Source organism: Kitasatospora sp. NPDC058184 (genome assembly GCF_042883725.1).
Classification (GTDB): Bacteria; Actinomycetota; Actinomycetes; order Streptomycetales; family Streptomycetaceae; genus Kitasatospora.
This window is the reverse complement of the sequence record NZ_JBHVVE010000019.1, coordinates 100247-116830: the sequence shown is the minus strand read 5'-3', so window position 1 is coordinate 116830 and position 16584 is coordinate 100247. Positions and strand designations below refer to the sequence as shown.

4 protein-coding genes are annotated in these 16584 nt (G+C 75.8%); all 4 read left to right on the top strand.

The window, feature by feature from the left end; translation table 11 throughout:
• Nucleotides 1–104: 104 nt before the first annotated feature.
• The 4 genes from ACFVXH_RS30325 to ACFVXH_RS30310 all read left to right on the top strand — a co-directional run bounded on the left by ACFVXH_RS30325 (nt 105) and on the right by ACFVXH_RS30310 (nt 16563).
• On the top strand, nt 105–272 hold the full coding sequence (locus tag ACFVXH_RS30325) for a hypothetical protein (protein ID WP_181970379.1): 168 nt from the start codon (nt 105–107) through the stop codon (nt 270–272).
• Nucleotides 273–481: 209 nt separating this feature from the next.
• Nucleotides 482–1744, top strand: coding sequence for an MFS transporter (locus tag ACFVXH_RS30320; RefSeq protein WP_387828955.1), 1263 nt, complete (start codon nt 482–484; stop codon nt 1742–1744).
• 192 nt (nt 1745–1936) lie between these two features.
• Entirely contained in the window at nt 1937–15088 is a 13152-nt protein-coding gene (locus ACFVXH_RS30315; protein WP_387828953.1) for a MupA/Atu3671 family FMN-dependent luciferase-like monooxygenase, read from the top strand.
• Nucleotides 15085–16563 (top strand): condensation domain-containing protein, encoded by a 1479-nt coding sequence (locus tag ACFVXH_RS30310; protein ID WP_387828951.1) that lies wholly within the window; start codon nt 15085–15087, stop codon nt 16561–16563. The genes ACFVXH_RS30315 and ACFVXH_RS30310 overlap by 4 nt, the downstream gene beginning before the upstream one ends.
• Nucleotides 16564–16584: the final 21 nt, after the last annotated feature.

The following is a 16584-nucleotide window of genomic DNA, read 5'->3' as shown; positions in this document are numbered from 1 at the left end:
CCGCTCCGACCCCGGCGGCCGGACGAATCCGACATCACGAATACGGGGTGGGGTATATTGGCGGCATGGCTCCGCCCCTGGGAGCCCGGAGAACGGAGCACGACATGTGCCGACGAGTCGCCTGCCGCACCTGCGGGAAGCCGGGCTTCGCCGGGTGCGGAATGCACGTGGAGCAGGTCCTGGCCGGGGTGCCGAAGTCCGCCCGGTGCGACTGCGCCGAGCAGGGCCGCAAGGGCAAGGGCTGGCTCGGCAGGCTGTTCGGCCGCAGCTGATCCCACCCCGCGCCCGCCCCCACCCGGAGCGCACTCCCGTCCGTACGCCAACAACTGGCCAGCGTGGCGTAAAAGGTGACAGTAAGTCGGCCGAGTTCACGATCTTTCGGACAGGAGACGATCTCGGTATTGATCTACGGACCGGTCACCTCTAGGTTGCGGTGCAATGTCACACTGAGCCGCCCTACGGCGTCCCCGGGGGGAATACCGTGCCGGACACCGCACTGGATGCACCGCAACTCGCCACGACCAAGCTGCCCCGGCCCTTCTACCGGCTGGCCGCGGGCGATGCCCTGAACACCTACGGCAGCCAGCTCGACCTCGTCGCGCTGAGTCTGTTCGCCTACGAGGCCTCCGGGAACGCGCTCGGCACGGCCGGGTACCTCGTCCTGCGACTGTCCGGCGGCCTCGCCGGCGGGCTGGTCGCCGGACGGCTGGTGGCCCGGCTGGACCGCCGGCGGCTGATGACGGGCTGCGCCCTGGCCCAGGCGCTGGCGCTGGTCGTCGTCGCCCTCGTCCCGGCCTCGCTGCGCATCCCCGTCCTCTACCCGCTCGCCGTGGTCCTCGGCGGCGCCGCCGCCGTGGCCGCCGTCGCCCTGCGGACCAGCATCCCCGAGATGGTCGGCGCCGAACGCCGCGCCCGCGCCAACAGCCTGATGGCGAGCTGCCGTTCCACCGCGATGGTGCTCGGCTTCGCCTCCGCGGGCGTGGTGGTGGCCTGGGCCGGCTTCCGGGCCGCGCTGCTCATCGACGCGACCAGCTTCGTCCTGTTCGGGGCGCTGGTGGTCCGGCTGCCGCTGCCCACCCGGGCCGCGAAGGCGGAGGAGCCCGCGACCCCGCCGGAGGATCCCGCCCCGACAACCGGCAAGCGCCGCCCCCGCTGGCAGGCCCTGGTCGTCCTGCGGGCCGCCCCCGTGGTGGGCGCCATGGCGGGGATCCGGCTGCTGGACGCCTTCGGCTCCTCCGCCCACAACATCAGCCTGCCGGTCTTCGCCAACCAGTCGTCGCCCGACAACCCGGCCGCCCTGCTCGGCACCTTCTGGGCCACCTGGGCGATCGGCAACCTCGGCGCCCAGCAGCTGGTCTCCCGGTTCATGCTGCGCCGGGGCATCGAGCCCGGCGAGCGCGGCTTCGCGCTGGGCACCTGTCTGATGTCCGCCTGCTTCATCCTGGTCTTCACCGACCTGCCGACCCCGCTCTTCCTGCTGGTCGCGATCGGCGCCGGCCTCGGCGACGGCTTCACCGAGATCTCCTACACCACCCGGATCCAGGCCCTCGCCGACGAGCGGCGCGGCGAGGCCTTCGGCATCCTGACCTCCGCCGAGAACGTCGGCATGGGCACCGGGATGCTGCTGAGCGGCTCGCTGCTCGCGGTGCTCAGCCCGCTCACCGTGGTCGGCGTCTCACACGCCGTCCCGATCGTGCTGGCGCTCGCCTTCCTGGTGATGGTCGCCCGCGCCCGCCGCCGCTGAGCAGACGGCACACTTCCACCCGCCACCGCACACCACCGCACGTCCGCGGACACCTCCGCGCACCCGCGTACCCGCACACCTCCGCACACCCGGCGCCCCCGCGCCGTACGCGCCACTCACCTCCGCTCCCCCTCCCTGACCCGGGGCGGCCCACACCCGCGCCCCGGCACCGATCCGAAAGGTGCCGAAATCATGAGTCCCACCGGTCCCGACCACGGCCGGCTGCGCACCCTGGAAGCCCGGCTGCTGCTACGCCCCGAGATCGCCGACTGCGCGCTGCTGCCCGTCGAGCACGAGAACGGCCGCCCCGGCCTGCTGGCCTACCTGGTCCCCGCCGTCGACGGCGATCCCGAGGCCCTGCGCCGCCGGGCCGCCGCGGCGCTGCTGGACGCCGACCCGAGCGCCGAAGTACACCTCCTGGACGGCATCGTCCGCACCCCCGAGGGCGAACCGGACGCCGCCGCCCTGGCCGCGGCGCTCACCCGGCCGCCCACCGCCCCCGGCCCCGCCCTGCGCCACCTGCGCGAACTCACCGACCGCTGGCGCCCGTTCGGGGAGGGCCCGGCGACGGCCGGCGCCTCCCCGGCGCGGCCCACGGCCGCCCCCGGGGAGGCCGACTCCGAGCGCCCCGGCGCCGAGGACCCCGGGACGGAGGCCGTCGGCGCCCCGCTGCCCGCCCCCGGGCCGGACGCGCCCCGGACACTGCCCGAGGCACTGCTGCGCGCCGCCGAGCTGCACCCCGACCGCGGACTGCACCTGATCCGGGCGGGCGGCGAGGCCACCAGGATCACGTACCGTCAACTCCTCGGCCGCTCCCGCGAGATCCTCGCCGTGCTGGCCGCCGCCGGGCTACGGGCCGGGGACCGGGTGATCCTCCAGGTCCCGGAGCCCGAGTACTACTTCCCCACCCTGTGGGCCTGCTTCCTGGGCGGGATGCAGCCGGTGACGGTCGCCCGCCCGCCGGACTACCACGAGCGCAACCCCGTGCTGGAGAAGCTCTGGCACGCCTGGCAGACCCTGGAGGAGCCGCCGGTGCTCGTCTGCGGGCCCGCGGTGGCGGGCCTGGAGCGGCTCGGGGAGCTGTACCCGGCGCCCGGCCTGCGGGTGATCGCGGTCGACCGGCCCGCCGAGGGCGGGCTGCCGGACGGCCCCGCCCCCGAGCACGCCCCCGTCCCCGCCGACGTCGCGATGCTCCAGCTCTCCTCCGGCAGCACCGGACGCTCCAAGGCGGTGCAGATCACCCACCGCGGCATCCTGGAGTACGTGGCGGGGGCCGTCGCCCAGGGCACCGAGCCGGGCGACGGCACGGTCAACTGGCTGCCCCTGGACCACGTCGCCGGACTGCTGATGTTCCACCTGCGCGACGTGGTACTGGCCGCCGACCAGGTGCAGATCCCCACCGAACTCGTGCTCGCCGACCCGCTGGTCTGGCTGGACGCGCTGGAGCGCTACCGGGCGGCGCACTCCTGGTCGCCCAACTTCGGCTTCCGGCTGGTCGCCGAGGCCGTCCGGGCCGCCGGGCCGGACCGCCGCTGGGACCTGTCCTCGGTCAAGTCGCTGATCAACGCCGGGGAGCAGTGCACCGAGGCGGTGATCGACGAGTTCCTGGCCGCCACCGCCCCGTTCGGCATCCGCCCCGGCCACGTGCTGCTGGCCTGGGGCATGGCCGAGACCTGCACGGCGATCACCTACAAGCGCTACGACGAGGACGGCGCCCGCCGCCTGGTGCGCACCGACTCGCTGACCGGCCGGCTGGAGCCCGCGGACCCGGCCTCCGCGGAGCGCGGCACCGCCTTCCTCAGCATGGGCCGGCCCGCGCCCGGCACCCGGATGCGGGTGGCCGACGACGCCGGACGGGCGCTGCCCGAGCTCCGCGTCGGCCGGCTCCAGGTCCACTCCGGCCGGGTGACGCCGGGGTACCTGAACAACCCGCCGGCCAACCAGGAGGCCTTCGTCGGCGACGACTGGTTCGACACCGGGGACCTGGCCTTCCTGGTCGACGGCGAGGTGGTGCTCACCGGCCGTCGCAAGGAGATCATCATCGTCAACGGCGTGCACTACTTCTGCCACGAGCTGGAGGACGTGGTGGCCTCCGTGGCGGGGGTGCGCTCCGGGCACGTCGCGGCCTTCGGGGTGCCGGACGAACGCACCGGCACCGAGCAGCTGGTGATCGCCTACGTCCAGAGCGCCCCGGACGCGCCCTCGGCGCCGGTCGCCGCCGAGGTGCGGCAGCTGCTGGCGGCCCGCCGGCAGCCGGCCCCCGCCCTGGTGCTGCCCGTCCCGGCGGCCGAATTCCCGCGCACCACCAGCGGCAAGATCCAGCGCACCGCGCTGCGCGGGAGGCTGCTGGACGGCGAACTCGACGACCACATCGTCGCGCTGGACCTGGCGGAGGCCAACTCCCGGACGCTGCCGGACTGCGTGCGGCAGCTCGGCTGGGAGGCCCGCCCGGTGGCGGCGGACCAGGCCTCTTCGGCGGCCTCGTTGGCCGAGGAAACGATCCTGCTGCTCGGCCCGTCCGGCCCCGGCACCCTCACCGAGGCCCTGGCCGCCGCCCTGCCGAACGCCCTGGTGGTGGACCGCCCGCCGACCGCCGACCCCGAGGACTGGCTGCGGGCCCTCGGCGACCGGCCAGCCGACCGGCTGGTCTACCTGTGGAGCGCGACGGCCGACACCTCCGACCAGGCGCCGGACGAGGCGCTGCTCGCCCTGCTGCGGGCGCTGCCGACGCGGGCCCCGGTCCGCGGGCTGGTCTCCGTCAGCGCCGGGCTGCACGCCGTGCTCCCCGGTGAACTCCCCAGCCCCCGGGCGGCGTTGACCGCCGCACTGACCGCCGGCGCACGGGCCGAGCAGCTGGTGCCCGCCGCCCGGCACCTCGACCTGCCGGGCGGGGCGCCGGTCGCGGAGCAGGCCGCCGCGCTGCTCGCCCTGCTCGCCGACCCCCGCCCCGAGCCCGAGTCCGCCTGGCGCTCCGGCCGCCCCTGGGTCCCCCGGCTGGCACCGGCCGAGGCCGCCCCCGAACCGGCCGGGGAAGGCTGCTCACTGCTCACCCCCGGCGCCCGCTACCTCGTCACCGGCGGCCTCGGCGGAATCGCCGCCGAGCTGCTGCCCGGACTGCTGCGCGAGTACGGCTCCCGACTGCTGATCGTCGGCCGCAGCGACCTGGACGCCCCGACCGCCGAAGCGGCCGAGCGCCGGGCCGCGCTGCGCCGACTGGCCGCCCAGGGTGGTCAGGTCACCTACCGCCAGGCCGACGTGACGAACCGTCAACAACTGGCGGAGGTGCTCGCCGAGGCCGAGCGGGAATGGCAGGCACCGCTGGACGGCGTGCTCCACCTGGCCGGCGGCTACCGGCTCACGCTCCTCGCCGACACCGGTACCGAGGACTGGCGCGAGGCCGTCCGGACCAAGGCCGAGGGCACCGACCACCTCATCGAGCTGGTCCGGCAGCGCCCCGGCGCCCAGTTCGTCGCCTTCTCCTCGATGATCGGCCTCCAGGAGGCGGTCGGCTCCACCGGGTACGCCGCCGCCAACCGCTACCTGGAGAGCACCGTCGAGCGGCTGCGCCGGGAGACCGGCACCCCGGCCTGGACGATCTCCTGGGGCCTGTGGAGCGGGGTCGGCATGAACCGCGACACCGAGAACGAGCAGGCCGCCGCCGGCCGGGGCATCGCCGTGCTGAGCGCCGCACACGGCCGCCGGCTGGCCGCCCTGCTGCTGGCGGGCGCCCCGGGCCACCGGTACGCCGGTCCGGACCCGAGCTCCCCCGCCGCCCGGCGCCGCCTGCTCGCCACCGCGCCCCGCCCGGTGGCCGCCGCAGCGCCGACGCCGGTCACCGCCGAGCCGGCCGCCCGGCCCGCCACGGCACCCGGCCCCGGGCACACCGCCCCATCCGGGCTGCGCCGGCTGGTCCTGGACGCCTTCGAATCCGTCCTCGACACCCCGCTGGACCCGGGCCGCCCGCTCGCCGAACTCGGCATCGGATCCCTCCAGTTGATGCGGGTGCACGGCGCGCTCAGCGCCGCGCTGCCCACGCCCCCGGCACCCACCGAGCTGTTCCGCCACCCCACCGTGGACGCCCTGATCGCCCACCTGGCCGCCGAGCCGGCCGCGCCCACCGCCGCGGCCGCCGCCCCCGTCGCCGGGCCGGGCGACGACCGCCGGGTGGCGATCGTCGGCCTGGCGCTGCGCCTGCCGGGCGCCGACACCCCCGAGCAGTACTGGCGGAACATCGTCGAGGGCGTCCGGAGCACCACCCGGTTCACCGAGGAGGAGCTGGCGGCGGCCGGACTGCGCCCGGAGGAGTACCGCCACCCCGACTTCGTCCCGGTCACCGGCGCGCTCACCGGCACCGACGAGTTCGACGCCGAGGCCTTCGGCATCAGCGGCGCCGAAGCGGCCCTGATGGACCCGCAGCAGCGCCTGCTGCTGGAGATCTGCCGGCAGGCCCTGGAGGACGGCGGCTACGACGCGCCGGACCCGGAGCGCCGGGTCGGGGTCTTCGCCGGCACCGGAATGACCCTGTACGCGCTGCGCACCTACTACCAGCACACCCTGGCCACCACCGCCGACCCGTCCGAGCCGGTCGCCGCCCTGCAGACCGCGATCGGCAACCAGGCCGACTTCGCCGCCACCCGGGTCGCCTACCGGCTGGGCCTCACCGGCCCGGCGATCGGCGTGCAGACGGCCTGCTCCACCTCGCTGGTCGCGGTGCACCTGGCCGTCCAGTCGCTGCTCTCCGGTGACTGCGAACTGGCCCTGGCCGGGGCCGCCGCCCTGCACATCCCGCAGGCCGCCGGCTACCGCTACGAGGAGGGGTCGATCCTCTCCCCCGACGGTGCCTGCCGGGCCTTCGACGCCGACGCGGGCGGCACCGTCGGCGGCAACGGCGTCGCCGCCGTGCTGCTCAAGCGCCTCGACCGGGCGCTGGCCGACGGCGACACCGTGCACGGGGTGATCCTCGGCTCCGCCGTCAACAACGACGGCGGCCGGAAGGTCGGCTACACCGCGCCCAGCGTCGACGGGCAGGCGGCCGTGGTCGGCCGGGCCCTGGACGTGGCGGGCGTGCCGGCCGACAGCATCGGCTACATCGAGGCCCACGGCACCGGCACCCCGCTCGGCGACCCGATCGAGTTCCGGGCACTGGCCCAGGCGTTCCGCGCCCGCACCGAGGCCGCCGGGTTCTGCTCGCTCGGCTCGGTCAAGCCCAACATCGGCCACCTGGACACCTGCGCCGGGATGGCGGGCCTGATCAAGGCGCTGCTGGTGCTGCGGCACGGCACCATCCCCCCGCTGGTGAACTTCACCAGCCCCAACCCCGCGCTGGAACTGGCCGACAGCCCGTTCCGGCTCGCCGCCGAGCGCCGGGACTGGCCGGACGGCCCCACCCCGCGCCGGGCCGGGGTCAGCGCGCTGGGCGTCGGCGGCACCAACGCCCACCTGGTGCTGGAGCAGGCGCCCGCGGCCCCGGCCGTCGAACCGCGACCGGCGCCGACCGTCCTGCCGCTGTCCGCCCGCACCGCCCAGGGGCTGACCGAACTGGCCGGCCTGCTCCGCGACCGGCTGGACGCCGAACCCGCCCTCGCGCCCGGCGACCTGCCGCTCACCCTCGGCGCCGGCCGGCGCGCGCTGCGCCACCGGCTGGCCGTCACCGGCCCCGACCCGGCCACCCTGCGCAAGGGCCTGGATGCCTTCCTGGCGGGCCGGACCACCGCCGGCGCGGCCCACCGCGAGGTGGGGCGCGGCGAGGTCCTGCCGGTGCTGCTCTTCACCGGCCAGGGCGCCCAGTACCGGGGCATGGCCGCCGAGCTGTACCGGGCCTTCCCGGTGTTCCGGGCCGTCCTGGACGAGTGCGACCGGCTGCACCGCGAGAACTGGGGCGAGCCGCTGCTGCCGCTGCTGCTCGACCCCGCGCCGCAGGGCACCGAGGACGGCTGGACCACCGAGGCGGCGCAGCCCGCGCTGTTCGCCCTCCAGGCGGCCTACCTGCGGCTCTGGCAGGAGCTCGGGCTCCGTCCCGCCGCCGTCGCCGGGCACAGCGCCGGGGAGTACGCGGCCTTCCACGCGGCCGGCGCGCTCGACCTGGCCGACGGGATGTTCCTGACGGCGCTGCGCGGCCGGCTGATGCACCGGCTGACCGAACCGGGCGCCATGACGGTGGTCTCGGCCGGCCTGGACCGGCTGGCCGCGCTCGGCGACTGGCTGCCCGGCGTGGACCTGGCCGTGGTCAACGGCCGGGGCCAGTGCGTGCTGGCCGGCCCGCCCCGCGAGATCGCCGCCGCCGAGGCCGTGCTGGCCGCCGACGGGGTGACCACCGAACGGCTGGCCAGCGACCGGGCGTTCCACTCCCGCCTGCTCGACCCGATGCTCGACCCCTTCCGCGACCAGCTGGCCCGGCTGCGCCTGCGGCCGCTGGCCGTCCCGCTGGTCAGCAACCTCGGCGGCGAGGTGCTGGCCCCCGGGACCGTCCCGACGCCCGAGTACTTCCTCCGGCAGACCCGGGAGACCGCCAGGTTCGACCAGGTCCTCGCCGCACTGGACGGGCAGGGCCACGAGCTCTTCCTGGAGATCGGCCCGCACCCGACGCTGACCGGCATGGGCCGCCGGGAGCTGCCGGAGCGCCACTTCGTCGCCGGCGGCCGGCGCGGCGCCTCCCCGGAGCAGCAGTTCGACACCGCCGCGGCCGCGCTCTGGTCGTACGGCGTCCCGCTCGACTGGGCCGGCTTCGCCGCCGCCCGGGACTGGCCGGACGGACCGGCCCGCCGCGTCCCGCTGCCGACCACCGTCTTCCAACGCCGCCGCCACTGGTTCACCGCCCCCGACCGGCCGACCACCGAGGACCCCGCCATGCGCCAGGACCCACCCCAGCAGACCGCTCCGGCCGCTGAACCGGCCGCCGCACCGACCCCGAGCCCCGAGGAGCTGGCCGGGCAGGCCGTGCTGCGGGAGGTCGTCGAGCAGACGGCCCGCCAGCTCGGCTACGACGAGGACTCGGTCGGCGTGGACGAGCCCTTCTTCGACCTGGGCGCCGACTCGCTGTCGATGATCAACATGATCCGGGACCTGGAGCGCGCGTTCCGGGTCCGGGTGTCGATGCGCGAGCTGTTCGAGGACGCCGACACCCCGGCCCGGCTGGCCGGGCTGATCGCCTCCCGGCTGGAGCCGGCCGTACTGGCCACGCTGCTGCCGGCCGCCGAGCCGGAGCCCGTGGCGGTGCCCGAGCCGGTGGCAGCGCCGGTGGCGGCTCCCGCCCCGGTCGTCCAGGCCGCCCCGGCCCCGGCCGTTCAGGCCCCGGTTGTACAAGCACCGGCCACCCAGGCGCCGCTCGTCCAGGCCCCGGCTCCGCAGCCCGTACCCGCCGCGCCCGCACCCATGCCCGCCGCCCCGGCGGCCCCCGCCGCGCTGCCCCCGGTCACCGACGGCACCGGCCTGATCGAGCGCCAGCTCGCGCTGCTCGGCCAGTTCTCCGACCTGATGCGCGACCAGCTCGGCCTGCTGGCCGGCGGCGCGCCCGCACTCCCCCCGGCGCCCGTGCCCGCGGCCCTGCCCCCGGCCGCCGTACCGGCCGCCGCGCCACTCCCGACGCCCGCCGTCGCTCCCGCCCCCGCCCCCGCCGCCGAGGCACCCGCCACCGAGAGCCCGGCCCCGGCCGCCCCGCAGGTGCACGGCCCCCGGGTGACGGTCTCCCGCGAGTCCGGCATGGCCGCCGGCGGCCTGACCGACCAGCAGCGCGCCCACGTGGACGAGCTGGTCGCCCGCTTCACCGCCCGCACCACCGCCTCCAAGGCGATCACCCGCCGCCACCGCCGCATCCTGGCGGACAGCCGCGCCGTGGTCGGCTTCCGCTCCGGCACCAAGGAGATGCTCTACCCGCTGGCCGCCCGCCGGGCCCGGGGCTCCCGGCTGGAGGACGTCGACGGCAACCCGTACGTCGACATCACCATGGGCTTCGGCGTCCTGCTCTTCGGCCACGACCCGGAGTTCGTCTCCGAGGCCGTCCGCGAGCACCTGTCCTCGGGCCTGCGGCTGGGCCCGCGCGGCCCGGAGACCGGCGAGGCCGCCGAGCTGCTGGCCGAGCTGACCGGCACCGAGCGGGTCGCCTTCGCCAACTCCGGCACCGAGGCGAACGCCGGGGCGATCCGGCTGGCCCGTGCGCACACCGGCCGGGACAAGATCGTCATGTTCGAGGGCTCCTACCACGGCCACTCCGACCAGACCCTGGGCCGGACGCTGGGCCGCGGTGCCGACCGGGAGACCGTCCCGGTGTCCATCGGCATCCCGGGCAGCGCGGTCGCCGACCTGCTGGTGCTGCGGTACGGCGACCCGGAGAGCCTCAAGGTCATCGAGGAGCACGGCGACCGGATCGCCGCCGTCCTGGTCGAGCCGGTGCAGAGCCGCCACCCCGGCCGCCAGCCCGTCGACTTCGTCCGCTCGCTGCGCGAACTGACCACCCGGCTCGGCATCGTGCTGGTCTTCGACCAGATGCTCACCGGCTTCCGCCCCCACCTGCGCGGCGCCGAGGGCTTCTGGGGCGTCACCCCGGACATGTCCACCTACGGCAAGGTGCTGGGCGGCGGCTACCCGATCGGCGCGATCGCCGGACGGGCCGACATCATGGACGGGATCGACGGCGGCCACTGGGACTACGGGGACGACAGCTACCCGCCCAAGGACACCACCTTCTTCGGCGGCACCTACATCCAGCACCCGCTGGCGATGACCGCCGCGGGCGCGGTGCTGCGCCACCTCAAGGCGGCCGGCCCCGGCCTCCAGGAGCGGCTGAACGCCCGCACCGACGAGCTGGCCACCACCCTGAACACCTTCTTCGAGGAGGAGGAGTTCCCGCTGCGGCTGGCCCACTTCGGCTCGCTCTTCCGGTTCGAGCCCCGGGCCGACATGGAGCTGCTCTTCCCGCACCTGCTGACCCGCGGGGTCTACGTGTGGGAGTGGCGCAACTTCTTCCTCTCCACCGCCCACACCGACGGCGACCTGGAGTTCGTGGCCGACGCGGTCCGCGAGTCGCTGCGCGACCTGCGGCGCGGCGGCTTCTTCCCGGCCTCGCCCGGCGTCCGCCTGCCGGCCCCGCGGCCGGCCGCCGAACTCCCGGTGCCCGCCGCGACCGTGCCCGCCGAGACCGTGGGCGGCGCCCCCGCCCCGGCCCTCCCGTACGAGCCGGTCAGCGACCCGCAGCGGCCGGTGGACTTCAGCCTCTACTTCTTCGGCGACTACCCGCTGGACTCCCCGGACGACGAGAAGTACCGCATCGTCCTGGAGAGCGCCCGCTTCGCCGACCGGCACGACTTCCACTCCGTCTGGCTGCCGGAGCGCCACTTCCACTCCTTCGGCGGCATCTTCCCCAACCCCTCGGTGCTGGCCGCCGCCCTGGCCCGGGAGACCAGCCGGATCCGGCTGAACGCGGGCTGCGCCGTGCTGCCGCTGCACCACCCGGTGCGGGTGGCCGAGGAGTGGTCGGTGGTCGACAACCTGTCCGGCGGCCGGGTCGGCCTGGGGTGCGCGAGCGGCTGGCACCCCAACGACTTCCTGTTCTTCCCCGAGCGCTACGGCAGCCACAAGGAGCTGATGCACCGGCAGATCGACACCATCCGGTCGCTGTGGCGCGGCGAGCCCTACCAGGGCCGCAACGGCAACGGTGAGCCGATCGAGGTGACCCTCCACCCGCGCCCGCTGCAGGACCTGCCGCCGATGTTCACCGCGATCGTCGGCAACCCGGACAGCTTCCGCGAGGCGGCCCGGCACGACCTCGGCGTCATCACCAACCTGATGACCCAGGACGTCGCCCAGCTGGCCGAGAACATCGCGGTCTACCGGCGCGCCCGGGCCGAGCACGGCCTCGACCCCGAGGCCGGCCGGGTGGTCGTGCTGGTGCACACCTACCTGGGCACCGACCTGGCCACCGCCCGCGAGCAGGCCTACCGGCCGTTCTGCCACTACCTGCGCTCCTCGCTCTCGCTGTTCGGGCAGATGGCCAACAGCCTGGGCCTGACCCTGGACTTCGCGAACGCCCGCGAGGAGGACCTGGAGTACGTGCTGGAGCGCGCGTACGAGCGGTACTGCGCCTCCCGCGCGCTGATCGGCACGCCGGAGAGCGTCCAGGGGGTGCTGTCCGAGCTGCGGGCGGCCGGCGCCGACGAGATCGCCGCCTTCGTGGACTTCGGCCTCTCCCCCGAACTGGTGGCGACCGGGCTGCCGCAGCTCGACGTCCTGCGCCGGGACACCCTGCGCGGCGCCCAACTGTCGTACGCCCAGCAGCGGATGTGGTTCCTGCACCGGATGCTGCCCGACGGCGGCCAGTACAACGAGGTCAAGGCGATCGCCCTGGACGGCCCGCTCGACCCGCAGGCTCTGGACACCGCGCTGCGCCGGCTGGTCGAACGCCACGTGGCGCTGCGCACCGTCTTCCGGGAGCAGGACGGCGAACCGTTCCAGCAGGTACTGGCGCCGCCCGCCGGCCCGGTCCTTCAGCGGATCACGGCCGACCCGGCCGCCGAGGACGCCGTCGCCGACCTGGTCGCCGCCGAGGGCGCGCACCGCTTCGACCTGGCCGAGGGCCCGCTGTTCCGGGCCCTGCTGCTGGAGCAGGCGGCCGAGCGGCACGTGCTGGTCCTGTCGATGCACCACATCGTGATCGACACCCTGTCCACCGTGGTGATCACCCGCGAGCTGGGCGAGCTGTACCTGGCCGCCCAGGAGGGCCGGGCCGCCCACCTGCCGGTGCTGACCACCGGCCCGGCGGCCGAGGCCGCCCGGGAGCGGGCCCGGGTCGCCGAGGGCGAGTACGACGAGAGCCTGGCCCACTGGCGCAAGGTGTTCGGCGGCGGCGACCTGCCGGTGCTGGCCCTGCCCACCGACCGGCCGCGCCCCGCGGTGCCGGACGGTCGCGGCCGCTCCTTCGTCCACCACCTGCCCGCCGAACTCTCCGACGGCCTGCGGGAGTTGGCCCGGTCCAAGCGCTCGACCCTGTTCATGGTGCTGCTGACCGGCTTCGCCGGCGTCCTGCAGCGCTACGCCGGCCAGGACGAGATCGTGCTGGGCACCCCGGTGGCCAACCGGGCCGAGGGCACCGAGGACCTGGTCGGGTTCTTCGTCAACACGCTGGCGCTGCGCCTGGACCTGTCCGGCGAGCCGGCCTTCGCCGAGGCGCTGGGCCGGGTCCGCTCCACCGCGCTGGACGCCTACGAGCACCAGCAGCTGCCCTTCGAGGTGCTGGTGCAGGAGCTGAACCCGCAGCGCGACACCAGCCGCAACCCGCTGTTCCAGGTCATGGTCGAGTTCGAGAACCACATGGTCTTCGAGCTGGACCTGCCCGGGGTGACGGCCCGACCGCTGGACCACGTCGCCGACCGCGCCGCCTTCGACCTGACGCTCTTCCTGACCAGCCTGCCCGATGGCATCCGCTGCCACGTGGAGTACGCCGACACCCTGTTCGACCGGGCCACCGTCGACCGGCTGCTCGGCGCCTTCGAGCGGCTGCTCACGGCCGCCGTCGCCGACCCGGAGCGGCCGCTCGCCGAACTGGCCGTGGCGCCCGCCGACACCGCCCTGGAGTGTGGACCGGCCGCCGCCCAGGACCCCGAGCACCCGCTGGCCACCATCGCCGCGACCGCGGCCGAGCGGCCCGAACAGACCGCGGTGGTCGCCGCCGACGGCAGCGAGACGGACTACCGGACGCTGCTGGCCCGCTCCGAGGACCTGGCCGGCCGGCTGCTCGCGGCCGGCGTCCGCGAGGGCAGCCGGGTGGGCGTGCTGCTCCCCCGCTCGCTGGACCTGGTGGCCGGGCTGCTCGCCATCCTGCGCCTCGGCGCCGTCCACGTCCCGGTCGACGTCCTCCAGGGCCCCGAGCGCTGCCGGCTGATCGTCCAGGACAGCGCGCCGGTCGTCCTGCTCACCATCACGGACGACGCCCCGAAGGAGCTCGGCCTGACCGTACCGACGGTGCTCACCGGCACCGCCCCGGCCGACGCCGACCCCGCCGCGCTGCCCCCGCTGCCCGCCCCCTCGGCGCAGGCGCCCGCGTACCTGCTGTACACCTCCGGGTCCACCGGCCGCCCCAAGGGCGTGCTGATGCACTCGCTGGCCCTGGCCCACTTCGTGGCCTGGAACGTCGCCGACCACCCCGCGGCCCGCACCCTCCAGTACGCCTCCTGCGGGTTCGACGTCAGCGTCCAGGAGATCCTCACCACGCTGGCCGGCGGCGGCACCCTGCTGCTGATCGAGGAGGAGACCCGCTACGACGTGACGGCGCTGGCCGCCGTCGTCCGGGCCACCCGGGCCGAACGGGTCCACCTGCCCTACACCCCGCTGGCCGCACTGGCCGACGCGCTCGGCGAGGAGCCGGTGCCGCACCTGCGGGAGCTGATCTCGGGCGGCGAGCAGGTGCTGCTCACCCCCGGGCTGCGGGCCTTCCTCGGCCGCAACCCCGGCTGCCGGCTGGTCAACCACTACGGCCCGACCGAGACCCACGCGCTGACGGCCGGTGAGATCGAACCGGACGGCCCGGAGTACGCGTCGATCGGCCGCCCGACCCCGGGCAGCCGGATCGTGCTGCTCGACGCCTCCGGACGCCGGGTGCCGCCCGGCGCGGTCGGCGAGATCCACGCCCTCGGCGTCCAGGTCGGCATCGGCTACATCGGCCGCGACGAGGAGAGCGCCGCCGTCTTCACCGACACCCCCGACGGCCGGAGCTACCGCACCGGCGACCTCGGCCGCTGGCGCCCGGACGGCCGCCTGGAGTACCTCGGCCGGGCCGACCGCCAGGTCAAGGTGCGCGGCTACCGGGTCGAGCCGGGCGAGATCGAGACCGTGCTGCTGGGCCTGCCCGGCGTGCACGCCGCCGCCGTGACGGCACGCCGCACCCCGGCGGGCACCGTGCTCGCCGGGTACGTCGGATGCGCGGCCGCCGACCTGCCCGGGATCGCCGACCGCCTGGCCGACCTGCTGCCCGACTACATGGTCCCGAGCCTCTGGGCCACCGTCGACACCCTGCCGTTCACCCCGCACGGCAAGCTGGACACCGCCGCCCTGCCCGAGCCGCGCCCGCTCGGCGCGGACGAGCCGCAGGCCGCCCCGGCCACCGGGCTGGAGCGCACCCTGCAACAGCTCTGGGAGGAGGAGCTCGGCCGCCCCGCCGGGGTGGAGACCTCCTTCTTCGACCTCGGCGGGCACTCCCTGGCCGCCACCCGGCTGCTGAACCGGGTCCGCGAGGAGACCGGCGTGCGGATCGGCGTGCTGGACTTCTTCCGCCGCCCGACCATCCGCGCGATGGCCGCCCACCAGCCCGCCGCCGAGCAGGCCCCGGCCCCGGCCTTCGAGGAGGGCACCCTGTGAGCACGACGGAGGAGACGGAAGAAGGGTGGGCGCGGCTCCTCAAGCTGCTCGACGAGCGCGAGATCGTGCTGCGCACCACCGGTGAGAAGCTCGGCTACCTGGCCCCCGCGGGGGCGATGGACGAGGAGGTCACCGGCCTCGTCCGGGCCCACCGCGACCGGCTGCTGACCACCCTCACCGGCGACGGGGCGGCGCTGTCCGCCGCCCCCGCCGGGGTGACCCAGTGGCGGCTGCGCAAGGCCCACCGCGCGGCGGCCGATCCGGCGGTGTGGAACATCACCCACCGGATCACCCTGCGCGGGCCGCTGGAGCCCGAGCGGCTGGCCGCCGCGCTGACGGCGGTGACCGAGCGGCACGAGAGCCTGCGGACCCGGTTCCTGGAGACCGAGCTCGGGGGGCTCCAGCAGGTGCTCCCGAACACCCCGCTGGACGTCCCGGTCGACGACCTGCGCGGGCTCGCGCCCGCCGAACGGGACGCGGCCCTCGCCGCAGCCCTGGAGGCCGAGGTCGCCCGCCCGTTCGACCTGACCGCGCCCCCGCTGCTGCGCGCCCGGCTGCTGCGCCCGGCGGCGGAGGAGTGGGTGCTGCTGCTGACCATCCACCACATCGCGGTGGACGGCTGGTCGCTGGCCACCGTGCTGGCCGACCTGAGCGCGCTCTACCGTACGGGCGGGCCGCTGCCCGGGGAGGCCGGCCGGATGACCGACCACGCCTGCTGGGAGCGGACGGTGGTCAACCGGGCCTCCATGGCGGCGGCCGCCGACCACTGGGCCGAGGTCCTCGGCGGCGCCTCGCTCGCGGCGGACCTGCCCACCGACCGGCCGCGTCCCGAGCAGCGCTCCGGGCTCGGCGAGACGGCCGAGTTCCGGGTCCCGGCGGCGGTGGCCGAGGCGGTCGGGCGCTACGCCGCCGCCCGTTCCACCACCGCCTCGGCCGTCGTCGTCGCCGCCTTCGCCCGGCTGCTCGGCTCGCTCAGCGGCGCGTCGGAGACGCTGATCCTGCTCTCCAACGCCAACCGCAGGCGGCCGGCCGACGAACGGGTGGTCGGCCTGCTCACCAGCAGCATGCCGATCCTGGTGCCCACCCGGAGCGAGAGCGGCTTCGGGGCCCTGGTGGACCACGCCGCCGAGGCGATCGCCTCCGCCCTCGACCACTCCCTGATGCCGTTCGGCCTGCTGGTCGAACCGCTGCGGGAGCGCGGCGTCCCCATGCCCGTCGGCTACCCGCAGGTCGTGCTCGCCGTCCAGAGCACCCCGCCGATCGGCCTCGACCTCCCCGGCCTGACCGCCGAGATCGAGGACATCCCCGGCCACTCCGCCCGCGCCGACTGCGCGTTCTCGCTCACCCCGGACGCCGACGGCTACCTCGGGCAGGTCGAGTACGACACCGACCTGTTCGACCCGGGCACCGTCCGGGGCTGGCTGGACGCCCTGGTCGCGGACCTGGCCCGGCAGTTGGAGGTCCCGCTCGGGTGACCCGACAAACCCGGAGGCCCC